Origin of the sequence: Tenacibaculum aquimarinum (assembly GCF_022478115.1) — a bacterium.
In the GTDB taxonomy this organism is placed as follows: domain Bacteria; phylum Bacteroidota; class Bacteroidia; order Flavobacteriales; family Flavobacteriaceae; genus Polaribacter; species Polaribacter aquimarinum_A.
Window position 1 is genome coordinate 277,625 of sequence record NZ_JAKGSC010000002.1, and the last position, 21,599, is coordinate 299,223.

A 21,599-nucleotide genomic window follows, 5' to 3' on the forward strand; every position below is an offset into this window, starting at 1 on the left:
AAAGGTAGTTTTTTATTTATGAAGTTTTTTATATAAAATTTTAAAAAACTACGAGTACAAAATCAAAAAAACACCAATTAAAATACCAGCTAAAGGTATTAGTTTTTTACGTTTGTTTTTCTCTTTAAAAACCAAACCACCAATAACCACAGCTATTATTAATTGACTTCTTTTTATAGCAGATAATAACATAATTAAGGCTTCTGGATCTTGCAAAGCTTTAAAATAAAAATAATCTGCAGCTTGTAATAAAACACCGACAGCAATTATAGACCATCTAAATTTAAATGCTTTTCTCTTTTCTGCAAACGGAAACCAAGTAATACTTAAAATAATCAGTAAAATTAATATGGTATACAAACAAAACCAGAATTGTAATGTTTGTGGATTTAAGCTTAAATTCTGAATTAAAAATTTATCATACAAACCACTTGAAGCACCTAAAAATGTTGCTCCAATTATGGCGAAAATCCATTTATTTCTCTTAAAATTAATACCTTCTTTTTTACCAATTCTAGAATATAAAATCACCGAAAAGATAATTAAGAAAAAACCAATCCATTGATACAAATTAGGACTTTCTTTATAAATTACAATAGCGCCAATAAATGTAAAAAATGGTCCAGCACTTCTAATTGGGGTTACAATAGTTATTGGTAAATGTTTTAAAGCTTGATAAGCGAAAACCCATGAAGCCGCCATTATAGCAGACTTTATAAAAATAAACCCATGCGTTTTCCAAGGAATTTGTTGAAAATTATAACCGTTTTCTTGTGCATAATCTGGATAAAAAACAGAAAGTATGTAAAAACCAGCTACAAACAAAAATCCACTAGAAACAGTTCCTAAAAGTACAGGAAACACCTCATTACCTTGTACTGCATGTTTTTTACATAAACTATGTAAACCTAAAAATAGTGCGGCTAATAAGCCTAAATACATCCACATAATGTTCCTTAAAAATTTGTTAGATGTTTTAATTAAAAAGTATGGCGTAATTCTTCAGTTGAAGAAGCGCTTAATAATTGATTGAATGTTTTTATGCTATTAAAATCACTTGAAATAGCATCAGAAACTGCAACACCAGAAATACCAGCCTCTAAAATGCCTGAAATATCTTTTGTAGTAATACCTCCAAAACCAATAATTGGTGTTTCAGTATTTAGAGCTTCAACAATAGTTGTATAACCATTCAATCCTAAAACAGGAACTTTAGAATTTTCAGTATTTGTATTTCTAAAAGCACATAAACTAATATAATCTACTTTTTTAGCAAGCAATGTTTCACAATCTTGCAAAGTATTTGCTGTTGCTCCAATAATTTGCCAAGTATATAAGTTTTCAATAGCTGTAGTAGGGCAGAAGTCCGTTTTATCTAAATGAACACCATCAGCTTTTATCTTTTTAGCTATTTTAAAATGATTATGAATTAATAATCTAGTTTGAAAATGAGCAGTAATTTCTCTAGCTCCTTCAGCAATTTTTAAATATTTACTTTCTGAAACATTTTCTAATTGTAATTGCACTAACTCTGCTCCAGAAGAGCAAGCAGTTTGTATATTTTTTAAATGTTCTTTAGGTGAATTTCCTTGAGATATATAATGTAGCTTAGGTATTGTCATGATGTAGTTTTGTTAAAGAAATTTAAATTTCTAAATTGAAACTTTTTTAGCGTATTGCATAAAATAAGATTCAAACTTTTTTAACGTTGAATCTATTTTTTCTGAATACAAAACAAACTGACATTTTTCAATACTTTGAGAAATAGACATTAAAGCTGTGTATGATTTCTTTTGACTTAAAAAGGCAGCATCATCAATACTTAACATTTTTAACTGACTTGTATTAACACCATTCAACAAAAACAGTTTATTTAATGTAATTGGTGTAGAAATTAGGACATCTACGCCTTCAAAAATTTCAGAACGTTGTGTATCTATATGCAACTGTTCATAACCAACATACACACGTAAATCTGTATATCTAGTGTATTTTACAAAAGCATCATACATTTCCAAGGCTTTCTCTTTGTTTTCTACTAAAACAATGGTTCTTGGTGCAGTTCCAACAGGTTCAAACTTTAACTTCTGTAAGGTTGTAAGTATTAACGTTGTTGTTTTTCCTCCATCTTTAGGAGCTGTACAATAAACATTTGCACCACTTTTTATTACAGGAATTCCTTTTTTCTGTATTGCTGTAGGTGAAGTTATTTCTAAATTCTCAAGCTTTTCTTGAATAGTAGGATGTAGTTTTTTAAAAGGCATAGTGGTAATAATACTGATTATCTAACGTAATAAATGACCACAAAGATACAACTAAATTGATGCATTTTTTTTCTATTGAGCGTTATAAATTAAAGACTATTAAACAACCAAAATACTATTGCTTTTCTACAAAACTTTCTAAGGCATAATACAATCTGTTTTTTGCATTATCTTGTGAACCAAAAATTGAACGAAGCAATTCTCCTTTTTCTGAAATCAATAACCATTGTGGTGTTCCCTCAGAGTTAAATTGATCATAAACCTTATGATGCTCATCTATATAAATTGGAAACGGAATTGTACCACTTGTAAAAATATTTTTAATAGTTGTTTTTGTTCCTTCTTTATTAAAAAAATCTGCATGAATACCTATAACTTGGATAGTAGGATATTGTTGTTGAAACTCATAAGCTAAAGGAATTGCACGTCCAGTGCATCCTAAACAGTCATTGTTATAAATAATAATTAGTAATAATTTATTCTTATATTTTTGTACTAAATTTATAATATTTCCATCAAAATCTTTAACCGATATACTTTGTATTGTGTTACTCATTTTTAGGTTTATTATGCATTTTTCCATGCTTCTTTTAAAAATAATAAGTCTTTTTTAATGCGTCTATAAACTTCCTTTTCTGGAATCGTTATTTTAGTTCGTCCTTTTTCTGCACCTCCTAAATTATGTTCTACATGTAAAGAAACAGGAACATTTATTTTATATTTTTTAAGTAAAGAAAAATAGCGATTAAAATCTACCATACCTTCACCAATAGGAACATTAATTGGTTGCCATTTACCATCTTTTTTTTCCCATTTAACATCTTTTAAAACTATAGAATTTATGTAAGGTTTTATCTTTCTTAACCCCAATTCCCAACTCTCGCCACCTTCAATAACAGCATGTCTAATATCATATTGACTTCCCATATTTTTTCCATCTGTAGCTTCTAAAATTGGAAGCAAATCCCAAATAGGAGCGCCAACGTGTTTTCCTGCATGATTTTGATAACCACCAATAAGTCCTAATTTTTTATTAAGTATTTCTAATTCTTTTGCTTGTTTCCCAAATAAAGCCTGACTTTCTGAAATAGAGACATCTTCAGGATATTTTAACCAATCTGTTCGATAATGTGAAAAACCTAATTTACTAGCAGTTTCTAAAACCTTTTTTTGAACTTTATCTTTAACGTCCCAAACATTGGTAGACATCATTTTTGGAGCAAGACCGTACTTTTTCATTGCATCCACAGCTTTTGGTAAATCTTCAAGTACATTTTCTGGAAGTACATGTCCTTTTCGTCTTACTGTTAAATCTAAACCGTTAAATCCCATATTTGCAGCAGCCGCAGACATGTCATTATAATTAAGAAATTGTAAGTGTTTGGAAAACAAATATACTTTTAAATCACCATCTGGTTCTAAAGCAGTCTTGACTAAAGGGTTATTAACGAAAGACATAAATGGAATTGTTGCTAACGCCAATCCTGTAAGTTTAGCAAATTCTCTTCTAGAAAAATTCTCTGATTTAATACTCATTGTAATATAAATTAGTAATGATAATTTGAATTGAAGCTAATATACGATAAATTGGTTAACCAATTTTGAAGTTTTATTTTCATAAAGTCAAAAAAAAATCATATTAACATTAGCTTTAATTGCCACTATTTCTAGTTGTAGTAGTCTTAGTAATGCAAACTCATCAAGCAAAACACAAGCAGCAACATTATTAAGCTATAATTCTACTCTATATAGGTTTCTAGTCTTTTTACTTTACTAGATGTAAATCAAGATTCTGGAATTAGCTCTACGAAAACTGTTGGGTCTATTGCTGAAAATTTCAACGTATTAGATTCAGATAAAAATTCTAGTTTAAATCTTACTGAGTTAACTGATTTATTAGGCTTGCTAAAGTAAAATGTTTGGAATTATTTTTAAAAGAAAGGCATCCAATTGGTAGGTACAATTAAGATGTTTATTAAAATAGTCTTTAAACCAAACTGATATTTCAGAGTCTTAGAAGTATAGAAAAGAAGTTTAATTAAAAATAAAAATTATGAAAACATTTATAAAAACATTCGTTTTACCAGCATTATTTATAGTAGCAGTTTCTGCACAAGTTTCTGGACAATCACGTAGAACCACAACAACCAAAACTGTAACTAAAGCTCCAGTTAAGACTATAAATAAGAAAACAACTCAAAATAATAAAATTTCTAGAACAAAAGTTACGTACAAGAAACCTACAAAAAAAGTGGTTTCAGTAAGAAATGTACCAAACAAAAAAGTAATAAACCACAAAGGTCAAAATTACTATTACTCAAATAATAAATATTATACATATTCTAGCGGTAGATATATAGCAATAGCTCCAAAAATTGGATTTAGAGTTAGAAATTTACCAACAAATTATAAGCGTATTAGCTATAATAATCACATCTATTTTAATATAAACGGAATTTTTTACAACCAAATAAATAGTGAATATGAAGTTGTAGAGCCAGAAATTGGAACAGTAGTTTATGAATTACCAGACAATTATGAAAAAGTAAAATTAAATGGAGAAACCTATTATGAGTATGCTAATATTTTATATGAAAAAGTACAAGTAAATGGAACAAGAGCATACGAAGTAGTAGGAGTAGTAGATATTGAATAAGTAAATAATAGTAGTTTAGTTAGTAGTTGATAGTAGAAAAGGGAATAGTTGTTATAGCTATTCCCTTTTTAATTACAATAAAACTTTATCTATTCTATGTTACATTTATTTAAGAATAGGTTTCAAAACCTCCCAAACATTTTTAGCCAATATTTTATGACCTTCTTTTGTAGGATGAATTCCATCGGCTTGATTTAAAGAAGTAATTCCACCAACATCTTCTAATAAAAAAGGAATTAAATATAAATCGTTTTTTTTAGCCAAAGCAGGAAATATATTTTTAAACTCAGTAGTATATTCTTGCCCCATATTTGGTGGTATTTGCATACCAGCCAACACAATTTTTGCTGCAGGATATTTTTCTTTTACAGCCGTAATAATTGCTTGTAAATTAGTTTTAGTTTCTTTTAAAGGAACACCTCTTAAACCATCATTTGCACCTAATTCTAAAATAAAAATGTTAGGTTCTTGGTTTAAAACCCAATCAATTCTGTTTTTTCCTCCAGCAGTTGTTTCTCCACTAATACCAGAATTTACAACCATATAGTTTAATTGCAAAGAATCTATATTTCGTTGTATAATTCCTGGAAAAGCATCAGCAACATCATCCAAACCTAAACCTGCAGTTAAACTATCGCCAAAAAAAACAATCTTTTTTGAAACGTTTTTTTCAGTAGTCTCTGTTGCCGTTTTATTGCTTACTTCACCAGAAATAACTTCTTTTTTAGAAGCATCTGTTTTACAAGACATCAATACAATTAAGATTGAAATATAACATAACTTTAAGAAAATTGTACTTGTTATATTGTGATTATTCTTCGTTAAATGATTATTTTTCAGCATTAGTATATTTTTTAGGTTCCTATTTAATGGGAATTACAATTTCAACAAAAACCTCCAGGAATTTGTCTTAGAGGAATTATTTTTTAATTAAATAAAAATTAATGTCAAAGATATTAAAGATTAATGATTTAGAGAAAACTTACACAAGCGGTTCTAAAAAATTAACAGTAATTAGTACTATTTCTTTTGAAGTAGAAAAAGGAAGTATTTTCTCTATTGTTGGGCCTTCTGGAAGCGGAAAAACAACCTTATTAGGTTTATGTGCAGGTTTAGATTATCCTACTTCTGGAACCGTAGAATTATGTGGAGAATCTTTACAAAATTTAAATGAAGATGAACTTGCTGGTTTACGAAACAAAGAGGTTGGCTTTATTTTTCAGAATTTTCAACTATTACCAACCTTAACAGCGTTAGAAAATGTAATTGTTCCATTAGAATTACAAGGTGAAAAAAATGCAGCTAAATTCGGAATTGAATTACTTACAAAAGTAGGTTTGGCAGATCGTTTACATCATTATCCGTCGCAATTATCTGGAGGAGAGCAACAAAGAGTTGCTTTGGCGAGAGCGTTTTCTAACAAACCCTCAATTTTATTTGCAGACGAACCTACAGGGAATTTAGACGAGGAAACAGGCGAAAAGGTAATTCAGTTATTGTTTGAATTAAATAAAGAAGCCGGTACAACCTTAGTAATTATTACACACGATTTAGATTTGGCAAACAGAACTCAACAAATTTTAAGGTTAAAAGGAGGAAAGATCATTTCTAACGAAAAAACAGCTAACATTTAATGAGTAAATTTAATTCAAAAGCAAATTTTACCTGGCTTTTAAAAATGGCTTGGAGAGATGGAAAAGCAAGCATTTCTAGATTGATGCTTTTTATGGCGTCAATAATTCTAGGAATTGCAGCAGTTGTTTCTATTCAATTGTTTAGCGAGAATTTAACAGATAATATAAAATTACAGTCCAAATCTTTAATGGGCGCTGATTTTATTATCGACAGTAGAAAAGCTCCTTCAGAAAAAGTATTAAAAATTATTGATTCTTTAGGTGCAGCTGCATCGGAAGTAAACTTTGTTTCTATGGCTGCTTTTCCTAAAAATGAAGCCACAAAACTAGTAAAAGTAAGAGCTTTAGAAGGTAATTTTCCTTTTTATGGAAGTTTAACTACAGTTCCAGAAAATGCTGGAGAAAACTACCAACAATTAGGCGGTGCTTTGGTAGATGCTACCTTGTTATTACAATATAATTTAAATCCTGGAGATTCTATAAAACTTGGTAAAGTTACGTTTCCTATTATTGGCGCTTTAAAATCGATTCCGGGAAGCACAGCAATTTCATCATCAATTGCACCAAGCGTTTTAATTCCGTTTCGCTTTTTAGCACAAACGGAACTATTACAATTAGGAAGTAGAAGTGAATACCAATATTTCTTTAAAGCTCCAGAAATGGATTTGGAGTTATTGGAAGAAAAAATAGATCCTATTTTAGATGATGAAGAAGCTGATTTAGATACACATACAAGTACAAGTCAACGTTTAGGAAAAAGGTACGAGAATGTGAGTAGATTCTTGAATTTAGTAGCTTTTATTGCCTTATTATTAGGTTGTATTGGAATTGCAAGTTCTGTACATATTTACATTAAAGAAAAATTAAAAAACGTTGCAGTTTTAAAGTGTTTAGGCGCTTCCAGAAAGCAATCTTTCTTAATTTATTTGATTCAGATTATAGGAGTTGGACTTATTGGAGGTATTATTGGTTCTCTTATTGGTACAAGTTTACAATTTGCTTTTCCGTATATTTTACAAGACTTTTTGCCTTTTGATGTAGCAATTTCTATCTCATTTCAACCGATATTAATGGGAATTATTTTAGGTGTAATAATGTCCGTTTTATTTGCATTATTACCACTTTTAGGCACTTGGTATGTTTCGCCATTAGAAGTGTTAAGAGGTTCTGAAGACAATTTACAAAAACCTAAAAAAGCAAGAATTCTTGTTTTAATAGCTATTCTGTTATTTATCTTTTTATTCTCTTTTTGGATGTTAAAAAGTGCTATCAACGGAATTCTTTTTACAATTGGTATTTTTATCACATTTGCAATAATGGCAGGTGTTGCTAGTTTATTTATCAAACTTATTAAAAAGTTTTTTCCAAGTTCTTGGGGATATACAAAACGACAAAGTTTATTGAATTTATTTAGACCAAATAACCAAACAATGGTCTTGGTTTTAGCAATTGGTTTGGGTACTTTTTTAATAAGTACTTTATATTTTACCAAAGACATTTTACTAGCAAAAACATCTATAGAAAATAAGAAAACAGACGCGAATATCATTTTAATGGATGTACAAAGCAATCAAGAAACGGCACTTTTAAACAATTTTAAGAGTAAAGGTTTAGAAGTGATTGATAACATACCAATTGTTACCATGCGAATGGAAAAAATTCGTGGAAAATCGGTCAATGAAATTAGAAATGATACGACTGTAAAAATGCCAAAATGGATGTTAAATCGTGAGTTTAGAGTTTCTTACAGAAATACGTTGTCTTCAACAGAAGAATTGATAGAAGGTGAGTTTACGGGAAAATCTGAACAAGGAAAACCAGTTAATGTATCTATTGCAGACAATCTTGCCAAAGACGCAAAATTAGAAATAGGTGATAAGGTGGTTTTTAATATTCAAGGAGTATTAATGGAAACCACCATTGGAAGTATTAGAAAAGTAGATTGGAGCAGTATGCAAGTCAACTTTATGATTTTATTTCCAACAGGAGTTTTAGAAAATGCACCTAAATTTAACGTAATGACAACGTATGCTCCTAATGAAGCAAGTTCTGCAGAGTTGCAAAGAGATGTTGTTAAGAAATTTCCAAATGTTACCATTTTAGATTTACGTCAAGTATTTACTATTGTAGAAGACATTTTAGATAAAATTTCGTGGATTATTAATTTCATGGCATTTTTCAGCATTTTAACAGGTTTTATTGTGTTAATTGGTTCAGTTAGAAACAGCAAATATCAACGTATAAAAGAAAGTGTGTTGCTAAGAACTTTAGGAGCAAAAAGCAAACAAATTCTACAAATTACTGCGTTAGAATATGTGTATTTAGGCTTATTAGGAAGTTTAACGGGAATTTTATTGTCTTTAGTTGGAAGTCAATTATTGGCAACTTTATTGTTTAAAGAACCATTTATACCATCGTTAATTCCATTTTTAGTGTTTCTACCAGGAATTACCATTTTAGTAGTTGTAATTGGACTAAGTAATTTAAAATCTGTGTTAAATAGTCCGCCTTTAGAAGTATTAAGAAAAGAGGTTTAGGGAGTAGTTAAGAAAATGAAAGTAGGAGAGAAGGATAATTAGACTACAACTTTATCTTGCTCTTCTACTACAAAAACGCCCCAATCTGCTATAGATTGTACAACTGGAATTAAAGTTTTACCTAAATCGGTTAAAGAATATTCTACTTTTAATGGTGGTTTAGATGTGTAAACCTTTCTTTTTACAATACCATCTTGCTCTAAAGTTTTTAGCTGTAAGCTTAAGGTACGTTCCGTAACAGTTGGAATTTCCTTTCTTAATTCATTATAACGTAACGTTTTTCCAATTAAATGGAATAAAATTACAGTTTTCCATTTTCCGCCAATAATTCCCATTGTTAAACTTGCACAACAAGGGTATTCTTTTCCGTTATATTTATGCATCATTATGTTATTTTTTTACAAAGATATAATAATATCACAAAACACATAACTATACTTTTTATAGTTAATTTAACATTTAACCAAAACACTCATTTTTAGTTATTTAATAGATAATTTATTAATTTTTTTGTACTATCATATTTGACCGCTATTGTGTAATTATCATACTATACATACTTTTGTCACTATAAAAATGACAGTATAATTAAAATATATAAAAAATGAATTTAAAAGAAACATTAAACTGGAGATACACAACAAAAGAATTTGACTCAACCAAGAAAATATCTGCTGTAAATATGGTAGAAGTCAAAAATTTATTAAGAATGAGCCCTTCAAGTGTAAACTTACAACCTTGGCATTTTATAATTGCTGAAACTACAGAAGGTAAAGCACGTATTGCAAAAGGAACTCAAGGTTTTTTTAGTTTTAATGAACCTAAAGTAACAAACGCTTCAGCTGTTGTATTGTTTTGTTCAAAAGTTGATGCAGATGATGAGTACTTTAATCATATTGCAGATACAGAAGACAAAAACGGAAGATTTCCTAACGAAGACATTAAAAACGGATTTCTTGGTGCCGTTAAAGCGTTTGCTGGTATTCATAAATACGATTTAAAAGATTTGCAACATTGGATGGAAAAGCAAGTATATCTTAATATTGGAAGTTTTTTATTAGGAGTTGCTAGTTTAGGTATTGATGCTACACCAATGGAAGGTATTGATGTAAAAGCATTAGATGAAGAATTCGGTTTAAGAGAAAAAGGATATACTTCTTTAGTGGCCGTCTCTTTAGGTTATAGAGCAGAAACTGATTTTAATTCAACTGAAAAAACACCAAAATCTAGATTGCCAGAAAGTGAAATTATTACTCAAATATAATTTGTAGTAAACATTTAATCATGAAAAAAAATATAATCATTGTAGTAGTAATATTATATGGTATTTACACTAACGCACAAACACCTACAATAGACAACACAAAGTCTAAAAATGAAGTAGTAACCGCAGACAACGTTGAATGGGGTTGGTTAAATCCGTTGAGAGGCGATAAAAGTCCAGCAGCAGGAAAACTTTGGGGAGATCGTACCAAAAACGAACCAGCAGGTTTTTTAGTGAAATTTAATAAAGGGTTTTCTTCGCCACCACACATTCATAATATTACATATCGTGGTGTGGTTATAAAAGGATTATTACATAACGATGATGAACAAGCCGAAAAACAATGGCTACCACCAGGTTCTTATTGGCAGCAACCAGCAGGCGAAGCACATATAACTGCTACAGATGGTCAAGAAAATATGGCTTTTTTAGATATTCAAGAAGGTCCATATTTAGTGAAGCCAACTTCAGAAGCTTTTGATAATGGTGAAAGACCTGTAAATGTGGATAAAACAAACTTAGTTTGGTTAAATGCAAATGATATCGAATGGGTTGCTTCAAAAAGTAACGTACAAACCGCATTTTTATGGGGAAATCACCAGGAAAATCAATTACGTGCAACGCTATTAAAATTGCCAGCAGGTTTTAAAGGCAAAATTAAAAATTTGAGTCCTAATTTTAGAGCTGTTGTAATTTCAGGAGGAATAACACATCAGTTTTCTAAAAAAGGAGCTGTAAACCAATTAAATACTCCATCATATTTTGGGATTAAAGAAAATGCTAAATCAATAATTACAACAGATATAGAAACTGTAATCTACATAAGAAGTAATGGTAACTTTAAAGTAGTTTCTAAATAAAAAAATAAGTTAATTAATAATTCCTCCAAGAATTAATTAATATAAAGAAGAAGTCACAAGATTTTGTGGCTTTTTCTGTTTTAAATATTTTGTAACTTTATAAAAAACATGTCGTGCCAAGAACTATTATCGAAAATATTGTAATTCAAAAGTATAAAGACGAAACGTTTTTCACATTTTGTAAATACACTACTATTCGATTTTTCGAAATTGTTTATATCGAAAAAGGCAACGGAACCATAAAAATAAATGGTAAAACTGTACTTTTTTCAGCTAATAGTATTTTCGTATTTATTCCAGATGACATTTATATAATACAAGCTGAAGCAGGAACAACTGTAACAGCTATAAAGTTTTTAAAGAGTTTCTTTAGAAATACATCTTCACAAAACGAAATGCTTCCCGTAAACGATTGGTTTCGTAAAATTGAAGGAATCTTAAATAGTGAAAGTCATGAGCTTCGTGAAATGCAATTTGAAAATACTAATGATAAAACACATTTGGTTTCCTTGGTTAATATGGTAACAACAGAATACCTTAACAAACAATCTAATGATATTTTTATCATTCAAAATTCTTTATCTGTAATTCTTCATTTAATAGCTAGAAATATTCAGTATATAAATGTAGAAAACATAAAAGAGGTGAAATCTTCAAAAATTCAGCAAATCATAAATTATATTCATTCTAATATTTATAATGCTGAATTATTAAGTGCTAAAAGTTTGGCTGATGAGTTTCATATGGCAGATAATTATATTAGTGAGTATTTTAAAAAGCATACAGATGTGTCTTTAAAAAAGTACATCATTAATTACAAATTGAAGCTAGTTGAAACCCGATTGAAATATACAGATTTGCAATATTCTGAAATTGCAATCGAACTAGGTTTTACAGATTCTAGCCATTTAAATAAGACGTTTCAAACCTATAAAGGCACAAGTTTAAGTGCTTTTAGAGCCGCATTAGCCTAATTTTTTACTAAAACCTTATTTTTTACTAATACCACATTGTTTTATACCAAATTAAACCTTGGTGTCTCCTCTAAATTTGTAGTGTAATTAAAACACAACAATTAATAATTTAAAAATAGACATTATGGATTACAAGAATTTTCAAACATTTACAGCAAAACAAAACGGTGGAATTTTAACAGTAGATATCAATTTCGGGCCTGTAAATATACAAGGACAAGAAATGCTAGCAGATTTAAGCAGTTTAGCATTACGATTAGAACGAGACAGAAGCGTAAAAGTTGTAGTATTTGAATCATCAAATCCTGGTTATTGGGTTTGTCATTATGATACTAACTTACTTAGAGATATGTCTCAAGAAGCTGTACCAAGAAACGAAGTACAATTATTAGATCTACAATCAGTACTAGAAAGATTAAGCAACGTACCACAAGCAACCATAGCAAAAATTGAAGGTTTTGCCAGAGGTGGAGGACACGAAATGGCTTTGGCTTTAGATATGCGTTTTGCAGCTAGAGGGAAAGCAAAATTTATGCAAATGGAAGTTGGTATGGGAATTTTACCATGTGGTGGTGGAGCTTCGCGTATGGCTAGACAAGCAGGACTTGGTAAAGCATTAGAAATTATTTTAGGAGCAAGAGATTGGGATGCAGACGAAGCAGAAAAGTTCGGAACAATCAATAAAGCTCTAGATGCAGATGAAATTGGACCTTACGTAGATGCTTTAGCACAACGTATTTCTAAATTCCCGGCAGAGTCTATTGCAGCAAGTAAGCGTGCAGTCTATGCTTCTATAGATTTACCAATTAAAGAGGCTTTGAAAGAAGAAGCTTACCAATTGTTTCAAGCTACAAGTAAAACGCCAGCAATTAAACGTTTTACAATTGCGGATGAAAACGGAGCACAATTTGACCATGATAATCAAAAGAATTGGGAATCTATGTTGATGGACTTGCAAGAAATCAAATAATAAAAAACATCAAAAATCATGAAAACAATAACAAATAATAATGCACTCGCACATGCTCGTGCACTAACCGTACCATCTCGCGAAGCTTCATTAAAACGTGAAGCCTCTGTCTCACAATTTTGGAATAGTAACCGAGAGTTACTTGAAGATGCTTGGTCAGAATGGGAAATTGAAAACAAAGACAACATATTAATTCCTGATGAAACCTTACTTGATCCACGTTTGCGTAAAGCTATTAACGATGCTTGGGAAAACCCAGAAAAAGAAAATGCAGTTGCAGATTTATGGGAAGAAATTATTCCAGGTGTTTATGCTGCTCAATTTTTTGACATTGATCGTTTAGCAGATTTTCGTAAGTATTTAGAAGCAACAGTTAATTCGCAAATTCCTAAACGAGCACCTTATGGCATTCAACTAAATCGATATGGAATGATGCTTGATCCACGTTCAGAAGGACACCTTGCTGCTCCAAATTTTCAAGCATTTTATAATGATATCATGAACCGTTACATGCGCCCGATTGCTCGTTTGTTACTTGGTACTTATGGTTATGATAATCAGACATTTGGTTTTTCTATTCAGTACAATCCTGATAAAGATAAGGATTTGCACACACACACAGATGCTTCTGCTGCTACCTTGAATATCAATATTAACTTACCTGATGAAGAGTTTACAGGTTCACAAGTTGATTTTCATAACAAATCCACAAGAAAAGTGGTGCAAACAATTTTTGAACCAGGTAAAGCAATTATTCACACCGGAAACGTACCTCATGCAACACACCCTATCACAAGCGGACAGCGTAGTAATTTGGTAGTATGGTTATATGGAGACCATATGCAGATTCCAAGAGGAGGTGCCAACAGTTATGGTAGTAATTCATCATCTAATGTGGTTATAACAGAAAATGCAACCGCTCGTGAGCGTTGGAGTATTCCAGAAAGTCCAAAAGATAGCTTTGCACCATTTTAAAAGACTCGAAATTCTTTAGTTAAAACTTAAACAATTCAGTTCGGTTTAGATTTAATATTTAGGTAAATTACAAAATATTAGTATCTATCAATTATACAGTTGTCCTTTAGAGCACAGTCGAGAAACAAAACAACTTTTCTACTGTGCTAAAAGTGACAATCAAAACAAATAAATAAATCATGAGTAAAACAATTATAATTACAGGAAGTACTGACGGAATAGGGAAATTAACTGCTTTAAAATTAGCAAAGGAAGGACATATAATTTACGTTCACGGAAGAAATGAGACTAAAGTAAATACAGTTGTTTCAGAAATTAAAACAACATCAAATAACCAAAATATTAAAGGTCTTGTAGCAGATTTCTCAGATTTAAAAGCAGTTAAAAAACTAGCCGAACAAGTAAAAAATGATATTCCAACAATTGATATATTAATCAATAATGCAGGCATATTAAAAAGTTCTGTAGATAAAACCAAAGATGGATTAGATATTAGAATAGCCGTAAACTATTTGGCTCCTTTTATTTTGACAAATGCTATTCTTTCAAATATTAAAAATTCAGAAGCACCAAGAATTATCAATTTAAGTTCTGCAGCACAATCACCTGTTTCTGAAGTTGTTTTAACAGGAAAAGAGCAAGTTTCTGAAAACAATAGCTATGCACAAAGTAAGTTAGCATTAACAATGTGGAGTTTCAGTTTAGCAATACAAGAACCCAATATTACAGTAATTGCAGTGAATCCGGGTTCACTCTTAAATACCAAAATGGCTAAGGAAGCTTATGGACAACATTGGTCTCCAGCAGAAAAAGGAGTGAATATTCTTTATGATTTAGCAACATCTGAAGCCTATAAAAATGAATCAGGTAAGTATTTTGATAATGATAAAGGTGATCCTAAAGGTCGTTTTTCACCTGCACATCCAAATGCTTATGATACATTTAAAATAGAGGAATTACTAAGTGTAACAACTAATTTGGTATAAACTTTAAATTATTTATTAAATTAAAAGAATTACTTTGGTCATGTTCTTGGAATTGTTTTCTTTCGCGGGCTAATTTTTTTTATAATATAATGGATAACTTAATTACATTTTCGATTACTGTTTTTACAGCCTTTTTTGCTATCACTAATCCGATATCAAATATGACAGTTTTTTTATCTTTAACACAAGGTGCAGATAAAAAAACAAAACATGATATTAATAAACGATCTAATCTTATTGCCTTTATTATTGTGGCTGTTTTTGTGCTTTTAGGTAAGTACATTTTTGAGTTATTCAATATTAGTATTCCGGCATTTAAAATTACAGGTGGAATATTAATATTTTTTATTGGATTTGATATGTTACAATCAAAAACATCAAATGTAAAATCTCTTGATAATGTAGATATTGATGAAAACATTGCTGTATCACCTTTAGCTATTCCTATTTTAGCTGGACCTGGTACTATTGTTACAGCTATGAATTTTGTCGCTAATGTAGAAACAATTCATATAATTTTAGTTATTGCTATTTTTGGATCTATGAGTTTACTAACTTATTTTACGTTTAGATTAAGTGATCTTATTGTTAAAATTGTAGGTAATAATGTTATTTCTGTAATAGGGAAAATAATGGGATTAATTATTGCAATTATTGGTACTGGTATGATTATCACTGGTATTAAAATTTCTTTTAATCTACTATAATGTAACCATCATTTTATAATTTATATGAAAAAAGTACTGGTTTTATTTTCACATCCAAAATTTGAAAAATCTAGAGTTAATCAATCATTAATTAACCATATTAAAGACAAGGAAAACGTAACTTTTCATGATTTATATGAGCAATATCCAGATTTTCATATTGATGTAAATGCGGAAAAGGAGTTATTAAATAAACATGATGTTATCATTTGGCACCATCCATTTTATTGGTATAGTTGTCCTCCATTAATGAAACAATGGATTGATATGGTTTTAGAATTCAATTGGGCTTATGGTCCAAAAGGTAATGCCTTGCATAATAAAATTTGTTTAAATGCAATTACAACTGGTGGATCTAAAGATGTTTATTGTTCTGAAGGATACAACAGTTTTACAGTTAAACAATTTTTAAGACCTTTTGAACAAACTGCTATTTTATGTGGTATGGAATATTTTCCTCCATTTGCAGTTATGGGAACACATAACCTTACGGATGAAGCACTAAATAATTATAAAATTAATTATGGTAAATTAATAGACTTACTTCAAGATGGTCTTAATATAAATGACCTTGGCGATTTATCCTTTTTAAATGATTTTCCTAAATTAAAATCTATTTAAAATTATGACTGGAAGTATACTTTTTGAAGCTATAGTGTTTTTAACAGGTGCTATTATTTGCGTTTCTATAGCAAAACGTTTAGGGTTAAGTTCTGTAATTGGTTATTTATTAGCTGGTGTTTTAATTGGTCCTTATGTTTTAGGTTTTATTGGAGAAGAAGGTGAAGATATTTTACATTTTGCAGAGTTTGGAGTTGTTGTAATGCTATTTTTGATAGGATTAGAGATTGAACCAAAGAATTTTTGGAACATGCGAAAAACTATACTTGGTATGGGAGGAATACAAGTAGGAGGAACCGTACTTCTTTCCTATATACTCTTTACTACTTTAGGTTTTGATTGGAAGGTTGCATTGGTAATTTCTATGGCAGTAGCACTTTCTTCAACCGCAATTGCTATGCAAACTATAAAAGAAAAAGGATTAATGGATACTACTTTTGGTACGTCTTCATTTTCTATTCTACTATTCCAGGATATTATTGTAATTTTTATGTTAGGTTTTATTCCGTTACTTGCTAACACAAATGAAGCTGAAACAATAGAAAAACAAAATACATCTACTACTATATTAGAAAGTCTTCCAATGGGTTTTCAAACATTAGCTATTATATTATCTGTTGCATTAATTATTGTTGCAGGGCGTTATTTAATTGTTCCAATGTTAAGAAAAGTAGCTAAAACTGGTGTAAGAGAATTACTTATTGCAGCTGCTTTATTAATTGTATTAGGAATTTCATTTTTAATGGAATATGTAGGTATTAGTCCTGCTTTAGGTGCGTTTTTAGGTGGAGTTGTATTATCTAATAGTGAGTTTAAACACGAATTAGAAAGTACCTTAGAACCTTTTAAAAACTTATTATTAGGGTTGTTTTTCATGGCAGTTGGAGCTTCAATAAATTTTATTATTATAGCAAATAGTCCTTTAAAAATAGGTGGATTATTAATAGCAATTATTGTATTAAAAGCTTTAATTTTATTTATTACTGGTGCTGTTTTTAAATTAAAATTAGATCAAAAGTTGCTATTAACTTTTAATTTAGCACAGGTAGGTGAGTTTGCTTTTGTTTTGTTATCCTTTGCTTTTGGTTTAAATATTTTGTCTCAAGAAGAAATGGATATGCTACTTGTAATTACAGCTTTATCTATGTCTATAACTCCAATTATTGGTATTATAAATGAACGTTTTATTCTTCCAAAGATTGGTACAAAAGAATCTGTAAAAAGACCAATGGATCATATTGCTAAATCACAAAAAATAATATTAGTTGGATTTGGTCATTTTGGAAGTACAATTGGTCGTTTTTTACGATCTCATGGAGTAGAAGCTACTATTTTAGATCATGATTCTAATCGAGTAGATTTTCTTAGAAAAATGGGTTTTGAGGTGTATTATGGAGATGCAACTCGATTAGATTTATTAGAATCCGCAGGAATAGCCGAAGCTAAAATTATTATTTGTGCTACCAATAAAATAGGTGTTTCGAAAGCAATTAGTAAAATTGTGAAAGAAAAATATCCGCATGTAGAATTAATGATTCGTACCAAAAACAGATATGATGCTTACGAATTATTAAATCTTGGTCACCAAAACATTTATAGAGAATCTTTAGATACTTCTTTAGTTTTGGCTAAGGATGTATTAAGTAAAATGGGATTTAGAAAGTATACTTTAAATAGACAAATTCAAAATTTTAAAAAGTATGATGAAGATAGCTTAAGAAGATTAGCTTCTGAACCAAATAGAGATGATAATTATATTTTTAAAGCTAGACAAGAATTAAAACAACAAGAAGAATTTTTAAACGAAGATTTTAAGCGAGGTGTTGTAGATTATGATCATCATTGGGATAGTGAATTTATTAGAAAAATTTTAGAAAGCTCAAAAAACAAGGTTTAATGCTAAATAAAATACCTAATATAATCTTTGAATCGCAAAAACCTAACAATAGAGGTATAGAGGTAATAACAATTGAAAGCCTTGCAAAACGTAAAAACTTAGTTGATCATGATCCTCAAAAAGCACATCAAGTGGCTTTTAATATGATTGTTTTTTATACTGAAGGAGAGAGTAAACAGTTGGTAGATTTTGTATGGCATACTGTAAAGAAAAACACAATTATACATTTATCTAAAGGTCAAGTTAATGCTTTTCAGTTTACAAATAGTTTGAAAGGATTCATCATTTTATTTACAGAAGACTATTTAAAAAAACAGGTTAATTCACTTCCTAAAAATGAAATAATTAGACTTTTCAATTCGCAATTATTTTCTCCAATAATAGAAGTTCCATCAGACTCTAATGTAGAAGAGTATATTCATTTATTTGCAAAAGAATATTTTAATTCAAGCGAAAATTATAACCAAGAAAACATCTACAGTTCGTTACATACCATTATATTTTCAAAATTAGAACGCTTAAAACAATATCAAACTTTTCATTTAAAACGGTCAGATAAATTGAATAAATTTCTTGACTTTAAATCTCTTTTAGAAACTCATTTTAGTAAAAGTAGAAATGCGGATTTTTATGCAGAAAAGCTTAACATTACTTACAAACACCTTAATACAATTTGTAAAGACATTATTTCTTTAACAGCAAAGCAATTTATAGATGAGTTTATTGTTTTAGAAGCTAAACGATTACTTGTAAATTCTGAAATTAAAAGTACAGAACTCGCTTACTCTCTAGGTTTTGAAGAACCAACAAATTTTGTAAAGTACTTTAAAAAACATACAAGATTTACCCCTAATCAATTCAAAAAAGATTACATATAACTATTTAGGTTCGATATTTACCATTTTTAAAACTTTTTTAACCTTTAGTAAAGAATACTTCTACTGTAATTTTGTCCTCATAAATAAGAACAATTATGAAACAAACAATTACAGCAATAGTATTAATAATGACAATTGCAGCTTGCAAATCAGAAAAAGGACAAATCACTAAAAAGGAAACAAAAATGGAACTATCAAACAAAGACAAAACATTAGCAGTTTTAAAAAGTATTGAAACAGGAGATCAAAAAGCAATAGCTTATATTAACCCAACAAATTACAAACAACATAATCTTGCAGTAGCAGATGGTTTAGCAGGTTTTGGAGCTTTATTACAACATGCACCAGAAGGTGGATTTAAAGTAAATACGGTAAGAGCTTTTGAAGACGGAGATTATGTGTTTACACAAACCGAATATGATTTTTTTGGGCCTAAAGTAGGTTTTGATGTTTTTAGGTTCGAAAATGGATTAATAGTAGAACATTGGGATAATTTATTAGCTATTATGCCTGCTAATGCTAGTGGACATTCACAAACAGATGGAACTACTTCTATTACAGATTTAGATAAAACTGAAGAAAATAAAACGTTAGTTTCAAACTTTATTTCAGATGTTTTAATAAACGGAAAAATGGATAAATTACAAGGCTACTTTAATGGTGATAACTACATACAACACAATCCAAATATAGCAGATGGTTTATCTGGATTAGGTCAAGCTTTAGAAGGAATGGCAAAACAAGGTATTTCTATGGTTTTTACTAAAACACACAAAATATTAGGACAAGGTAATTTTGTTTTAGCTATTAGTGAAGGAACTTTTGCAGGACAACCAACTTCTTACTATGACTTATTTAGAGTTGAAAATGGTAAAATTGCAGAACATTGGGATGTTATGGAGACTATTGCAACAGAATCAGATAGAAAAAATACGAATGGGAAATTTAACTTTCCTAAATAATAAACTATATTAAGTTTTAAAAAAAAGGTTGCCCGAATGGACAACCTTTTTTTTATATTTAATGTTAAGCTTATTTCAAACTTTCCAATAACTTTTCTGCTACTAATTCTGACGATGCTGGATTTTGACCAGTAATTAAATTTCCATCTTTTATAGCATAAGCTGCCCAATCTTCTTTTTTAGAGTAAATTGCTCCATTTTCAGATAGCATATCTTCAACTAAAAACGGTACAACATCAGTTAAACCTACCGCATCTTCTTCAGAATTTGTAAATCCTGTTACTTTTTTACCTTTTACTAATGGTTCTCCATCTGTACTTTTTACATCTTTTAATGCAGCAGGAGCGTGGCATACAAATGCAACAGGCTTCTCTTGTGTATTAAATTTTTCAATTAAAGCTATAGAAGTAGCATCGTTTGCTAAATCCCATAATGGTCCATGACCACCTGGATAAAATACAGCATCAAAATCATCTGCATTCATATCAGATAATTTATGTGTATTAGCAATTAATGCTTTTGTAGCTGTATCTTTATTATAACGCTCAGTGTCTGCCGTTGCAGCATCTGGTGAATCACTACTTGGATCTATTGGTGCAGCTCCACCTTTTGGAGTTGCAATAGTAATTTTAGCACCTTTATCTAATAATGTGTAATATGGATTTGCGAATTCTTCAACCCAAAATCCTGTTTTTTTTCCTGTATCTCCTAATTTATCGTGAGATGTTAATACAAATAATATATTCATTTTAATTTTTATTTAATTATTCAATTACTGTTACTAGTTCTTCCATAGGCTTTCTAACTTTTACTAAGTTTACTAACCAATCTTTATCTTCTTCTCTATAACCTAGAGGTAATAAAACTGTACTTCGTAAACCTTTTTCACGTAATCCTAAGATTTCATCTACAGCAGTTGGGTCAAAACCTTCTAAAGGAGTTGCGTCTACACCTTCATATGCAGCAGCAGTAACAGCATTAGCAAAAGCTATATAAGCTTGTTTAGCTGCGTGATTAAAGTTTTCTTCTGGATCTTTTTGAGGATACATTCCCAATAACATTTGACGATAATTTTCCCAACCTTCGTTTTTAAATCCACGAATTTCGTTTGTTAAGTCAAACATATAATTAATTCTATCTTCAGTATACGTATCCCAAGCAGCAAATACAAGCAGGTGAGAACAATCTGTAATTACGGATTGATTCCAAGCGATTGGTTTAATTTTTTCTTTAATTTCCTGATTTTTAATTACAAAGATTTCAAATGGTTGTAAACCACTTGATGTAGGAGAAAGTCTAGCCGCTTCTAAAATACGTTCTATTTTATCTTCTGCTACTTTTTCGCCATTCATGGCTTTTGCAGCATATCTCCAGTTTAATTTGTCTAATAATTCCATATTCTTAATTCTTACTT

General features: G+C 29.9%; 23 protein-coding genes. 14 read left to right on the plus strand and 9 right to left on the minus strand.

Annotated elements, in window-relative coordinates; translation table 11 throughout:
• Window positions 1-48 precede the first annotated feature (48 nt).
• The 5 genes from L1S33_RS07175 to L1S33_RS07195 all read right to left on the minus strand — a co-directional run bounded on the left by L1S33_RS07175 (window position 49) and on the right by L1S33_RS07195 (window position 3,800).
• On the minus strand, window positions 49-948 hold the full coding sequence (locus L1S33_RS07175; protein ID WP_240561824.1) for an EamA family transporter: 900 nt from the start codon (window positions 946-948) through the stop codon (window positions 49-51).
• Between the two features lie 32 nt (window positions 949-980).
• Entirely contained in the window at window positions 981-1,622 is a 642-nt protein-coding gene (locus tag L1S33_RS07180) for a thiamine phosphate synthase (RefSeq protein ID WP_240561825.1), read from the minus strand.
• Between the two features lie 30 nt (window positions 1,623-1,652).
• Window positions 1,653-2,264 carry a DEAD/DEAH box helicase gene (locus L1S33_RS07185; protein ID WP_240561826.1) on the minus strand — a complete coding sequence of 204 codons (612 nt, stop codon included), beginning with the start codon at window positions 2,262-2,264 and terminating at the stop codon, window positions 1,653-1,655.
• Between the two features lie 115 nt (window positions 2,265-2,379).
• Window positions 2,380-2,820, minus strand: coding sequence for a TlpA family protein disulfide reductase (locus L1S33_RS07190; protein WP_240552307.1), 441 nt, complete (start codon window positions 2,818-2,820; stop codon window positions 2,380-2,382).
• Window positions 2,821-2,831: 11 nt separating this feature from the next.
• Entirely contained in the window at window positions 2,832-3,800 is a 969-nt protein-coding gene (locus tag L1S33_RS07195) for a sugar phosphate isomerase/epimerase family protein (RefSeq protein WP_240561827.1), read from the minus strand.
• 517 nt (window positions 3,801-4,317) lie between these two features.
• On the opposite strand from L1S33_RS07195, the gene L1S33_RS07200 reads away from it, so the two are divergent.
• Window positions 4,318-4,920, plus strand: coding sequence for a DUF6515 family protein (locus L1S33_RS07200; protein WP_240552310.1), 603 nt, complete (start codon window positions 4,318-4,320; stop codon window positions 4,918-4,920).
• A gap of 105 nt (window positions 4,921-5,025) precedes the next feature.
• On the opposite strand, the gene L1S33_RS07205 is transcribed toward L1S33_RS07200, so the two are convergent.
• Window positions 5,026-5,763 (minus strand): arylesterase, encoded by a 738-nt coding sequence (locus L1S33_RS07205; protein WP_240561828.1) that lies wholly within the window; start codon window positions 5,761-5,763, stop codon window positions 5,026-5,028.
• A gap of 101 nt (window positions 5,764-5,864) precedes the next feature.
• Here L1S33_RS07205 and L1S33_RS07210 point away from each other — a divergent pair, with 101 nt between their 5' ends.
• On the plus strand, window positions 5,865-6,554 hold the full coding sequence (locus L1S33_RS07210; RefSeq protein WP_240561829.1) for an ABC transporter ATP-binding protein: 690 nt from the start codon (window positions 5,865-5,867) through the stop codon (window positions 6,552-6,554).
• A gap of 44 nt (window positions 6,555-6,598) precedes the next feature.
• Window positions 6,599-9,091: an ABC transporter permease gene (locus L1S33_RS07215; protein ID WP_394801763.1), complete on the plus strand. Its 2,493-nt coding sequence runs from the start codon at window positions 6,599-6,601 to the stop codon at window positions 9,089-9,091.
• Between the two features lie 38 nt (window positions 9,092-9,129).
• Here the strand turns inward: L1S33_RS07215 and L1S33_RS07220 are convergent, their stop codons facing one another.
• Window positions 9,130-9,474, minus strand: a complete 345-nt coding sequence (locus tag L1S33_RS07220) for a winged helix-turn-helix transcriptional regulator (protein ID WP_240553063.1) — start codon at window positions 9,472-9,474, stop codon at window positions 9,130-9,132.
• A 221-nt stretch (window positions 9,475-9,695) separates the two neighbouring features.
• Here L1S33_RS07220 and nfsB point away from each other — a divergent pair, with 221 nt between their 5' ends.
• The 11 genes from nfsB (at window position 9,696) to L1S33_RS07275 (ending at window position 20,185) form a co-directional block, all read left to right on the plus strand.
• Window positions 9,696-10,355, plus strand: a complete 660-nt coding sequence (gene nfsB, locus L1S33_RS07225; protein WP_240561831.1) for an oxygen-insensitive NAD(P)H nitroreductase — start codon at window positions 9,696-9,698, stop codon at window positions 10,353-10,355.
• A gap of 20 nt (window positions 10,356-10,375) precedes the next feature.
• Entirely contained in the window at window positions 10,376-11,215 is an 840-nt protein-coding gene (locus L1S33_RS07230) for a DUF4437 domain-containing protein (RefSeq protein ID WP_240561832.1), read from the plus strand.
• Between the two features lie 113 nt (window positions 11,216-11,328).
• Complete coding sequence (locus tag L1S33_RS13225) at window positions 11,329-12,189, plus strand: AraC family transcriptional regulator (RefSeq protein ID WP_240561833.1); 861 nt, start codon at window positions 11,329-11,331, stop codon at window positions 12,187-12,189.
• 124 nt (window positions 12,190-12,313) lie between these two features.
• Window positions 12,314-13,159 (plus strand): enoyl-CoA hydratase/isomerase family protein, encoded by an 846-nt coding sequence (locus tag L1S33_RS07240; RefSeq protein ID WP_240561834.1) that lies wholly within the window; start codon window positions 12,314-12,316, stop codon window positions 13,157-13,159.
• Window positions 13,160-13,381: 222 nt separating this feature from the next.
• Window positions 13,382-14,134, plus strand: coding sequence for a 2OG-Fe(II) oxygenase (locus L1S33_RS07245; RefSeq protein ID WP_240561835.1), 753 nt, complete (start codon window positions 13,382-13,384; stop codon window positions 14,132-14,134).
• Between the two features lie 179 nt (window positions 14,135-14,313).
• Window positions 14,314-15,120 carry an SDR family NAD(P)-dependent oxidoreductase gene (locus L1S33_RS07250; protein WP_240561836.1) on the plus strand — a complete coding sequence of 269 codons (807 nt, stop codon included), beginning with the start codon at window positions 14,314-14,316 and terminating at the stop codon, window positions 15,118-15,120.
• 89 nt (window positions 15,121-15,209) lie between these two features.
• Entirely contained in the window at window positions 15,210-15,827 is a 618-nt protein-coding gene (locus L1S33_RS07255) for a MarC family protein (RefSeq protein ID WP_240552320.1), read from the plus strand.
• 24 nt (window positions 15,828-15,851) lie between these two features.
• Window positions 15,852-16,448 (plus strand): glutathione-regulated potassium-efflux system oxidoreductase KefF, encoded by a 597-nt coding sequence (kefF, locus tag L1S33_RS07260; RefSeq protein ID WP_240552321.1) that lies wholly within the window; start codon window positions 15,852-15,854, stop codon window positions 16,446-16,448.
• Window positions 16,449-16,452: 4 nt separating this feature from the next.
• Entirely contained in the window at window positions 16,453-18,345 is a 1,893-nt protein-coding gene (locus tag L1S33_RS07265) for a monovalent cation:proton antiporter-2 (CPA2) family protein (protein ID WP_240561837.1), read from the plus strand.
• Window positions 18,345-19,223, plus strand: coding sequence for a helix-turn-helix domain-containing protein (locus tag L1S33_RS07270; RefSeq protein ID WP_240561838.1), 879 nt, complete (start codon window positions 18,345-18,347; stop codon window positions 19,221-19,223). The genes L1S33_RS07265 and L1S33_RS07270 overlap by 1 nt, the downstream gene beginning before the upstream one ends.
• A 95-nt stretch (window positions 19,224-19,318) precedes the next feature.
• Window positions 19,319-20,185 carry a nuclear transport factor 2 family protein gene (locus L1S33_RS07275; RefSeq protein ID WP_240561839.1) on the plus strand — a complete coding sequence of 289 codons (867 nt, stop codon included), beginning with the start codon at window positions 19,319-19,321 and terminating at the stop codon, window positions 20,183-20,185.
• Window positions 20,186-20,255: 70 nt separating this feature from the next.
• Here L1S33_RS07275 and L1S33_RS07280 read toward each other — a convergent pair whose 3' ends face one another.
• Together L1S33_RS07280 and L1S33_RS07285 are read right to left on the minus strand one after the other, a co-directional pair.
• Window positions 20,256-20,933, minus strand: coding sequence for a type 1 glutamine amidotransferase domain-containing protein (locus L1S33_RS07280; RefSeq protein WP_240561840.1), 678 nt, complete (start codon window positions 20,931-20,933; stop codon window positions 20,256-20,258).
• Window positions 20,934-20,949: 16 nt separating this feature from the next.
• A complete protein-coding gene (locus tag L1S33_RS07285) occupies window positions 20,950-21,582 on the minus strand; it encodes a nitroreductase family protein (RefSeq protein ID WP_240552326.1) in 633 nt (210 codons plus the stop codon).
• Window positions 21,583-21,599 lie beyond the last annotated feature (17 nt).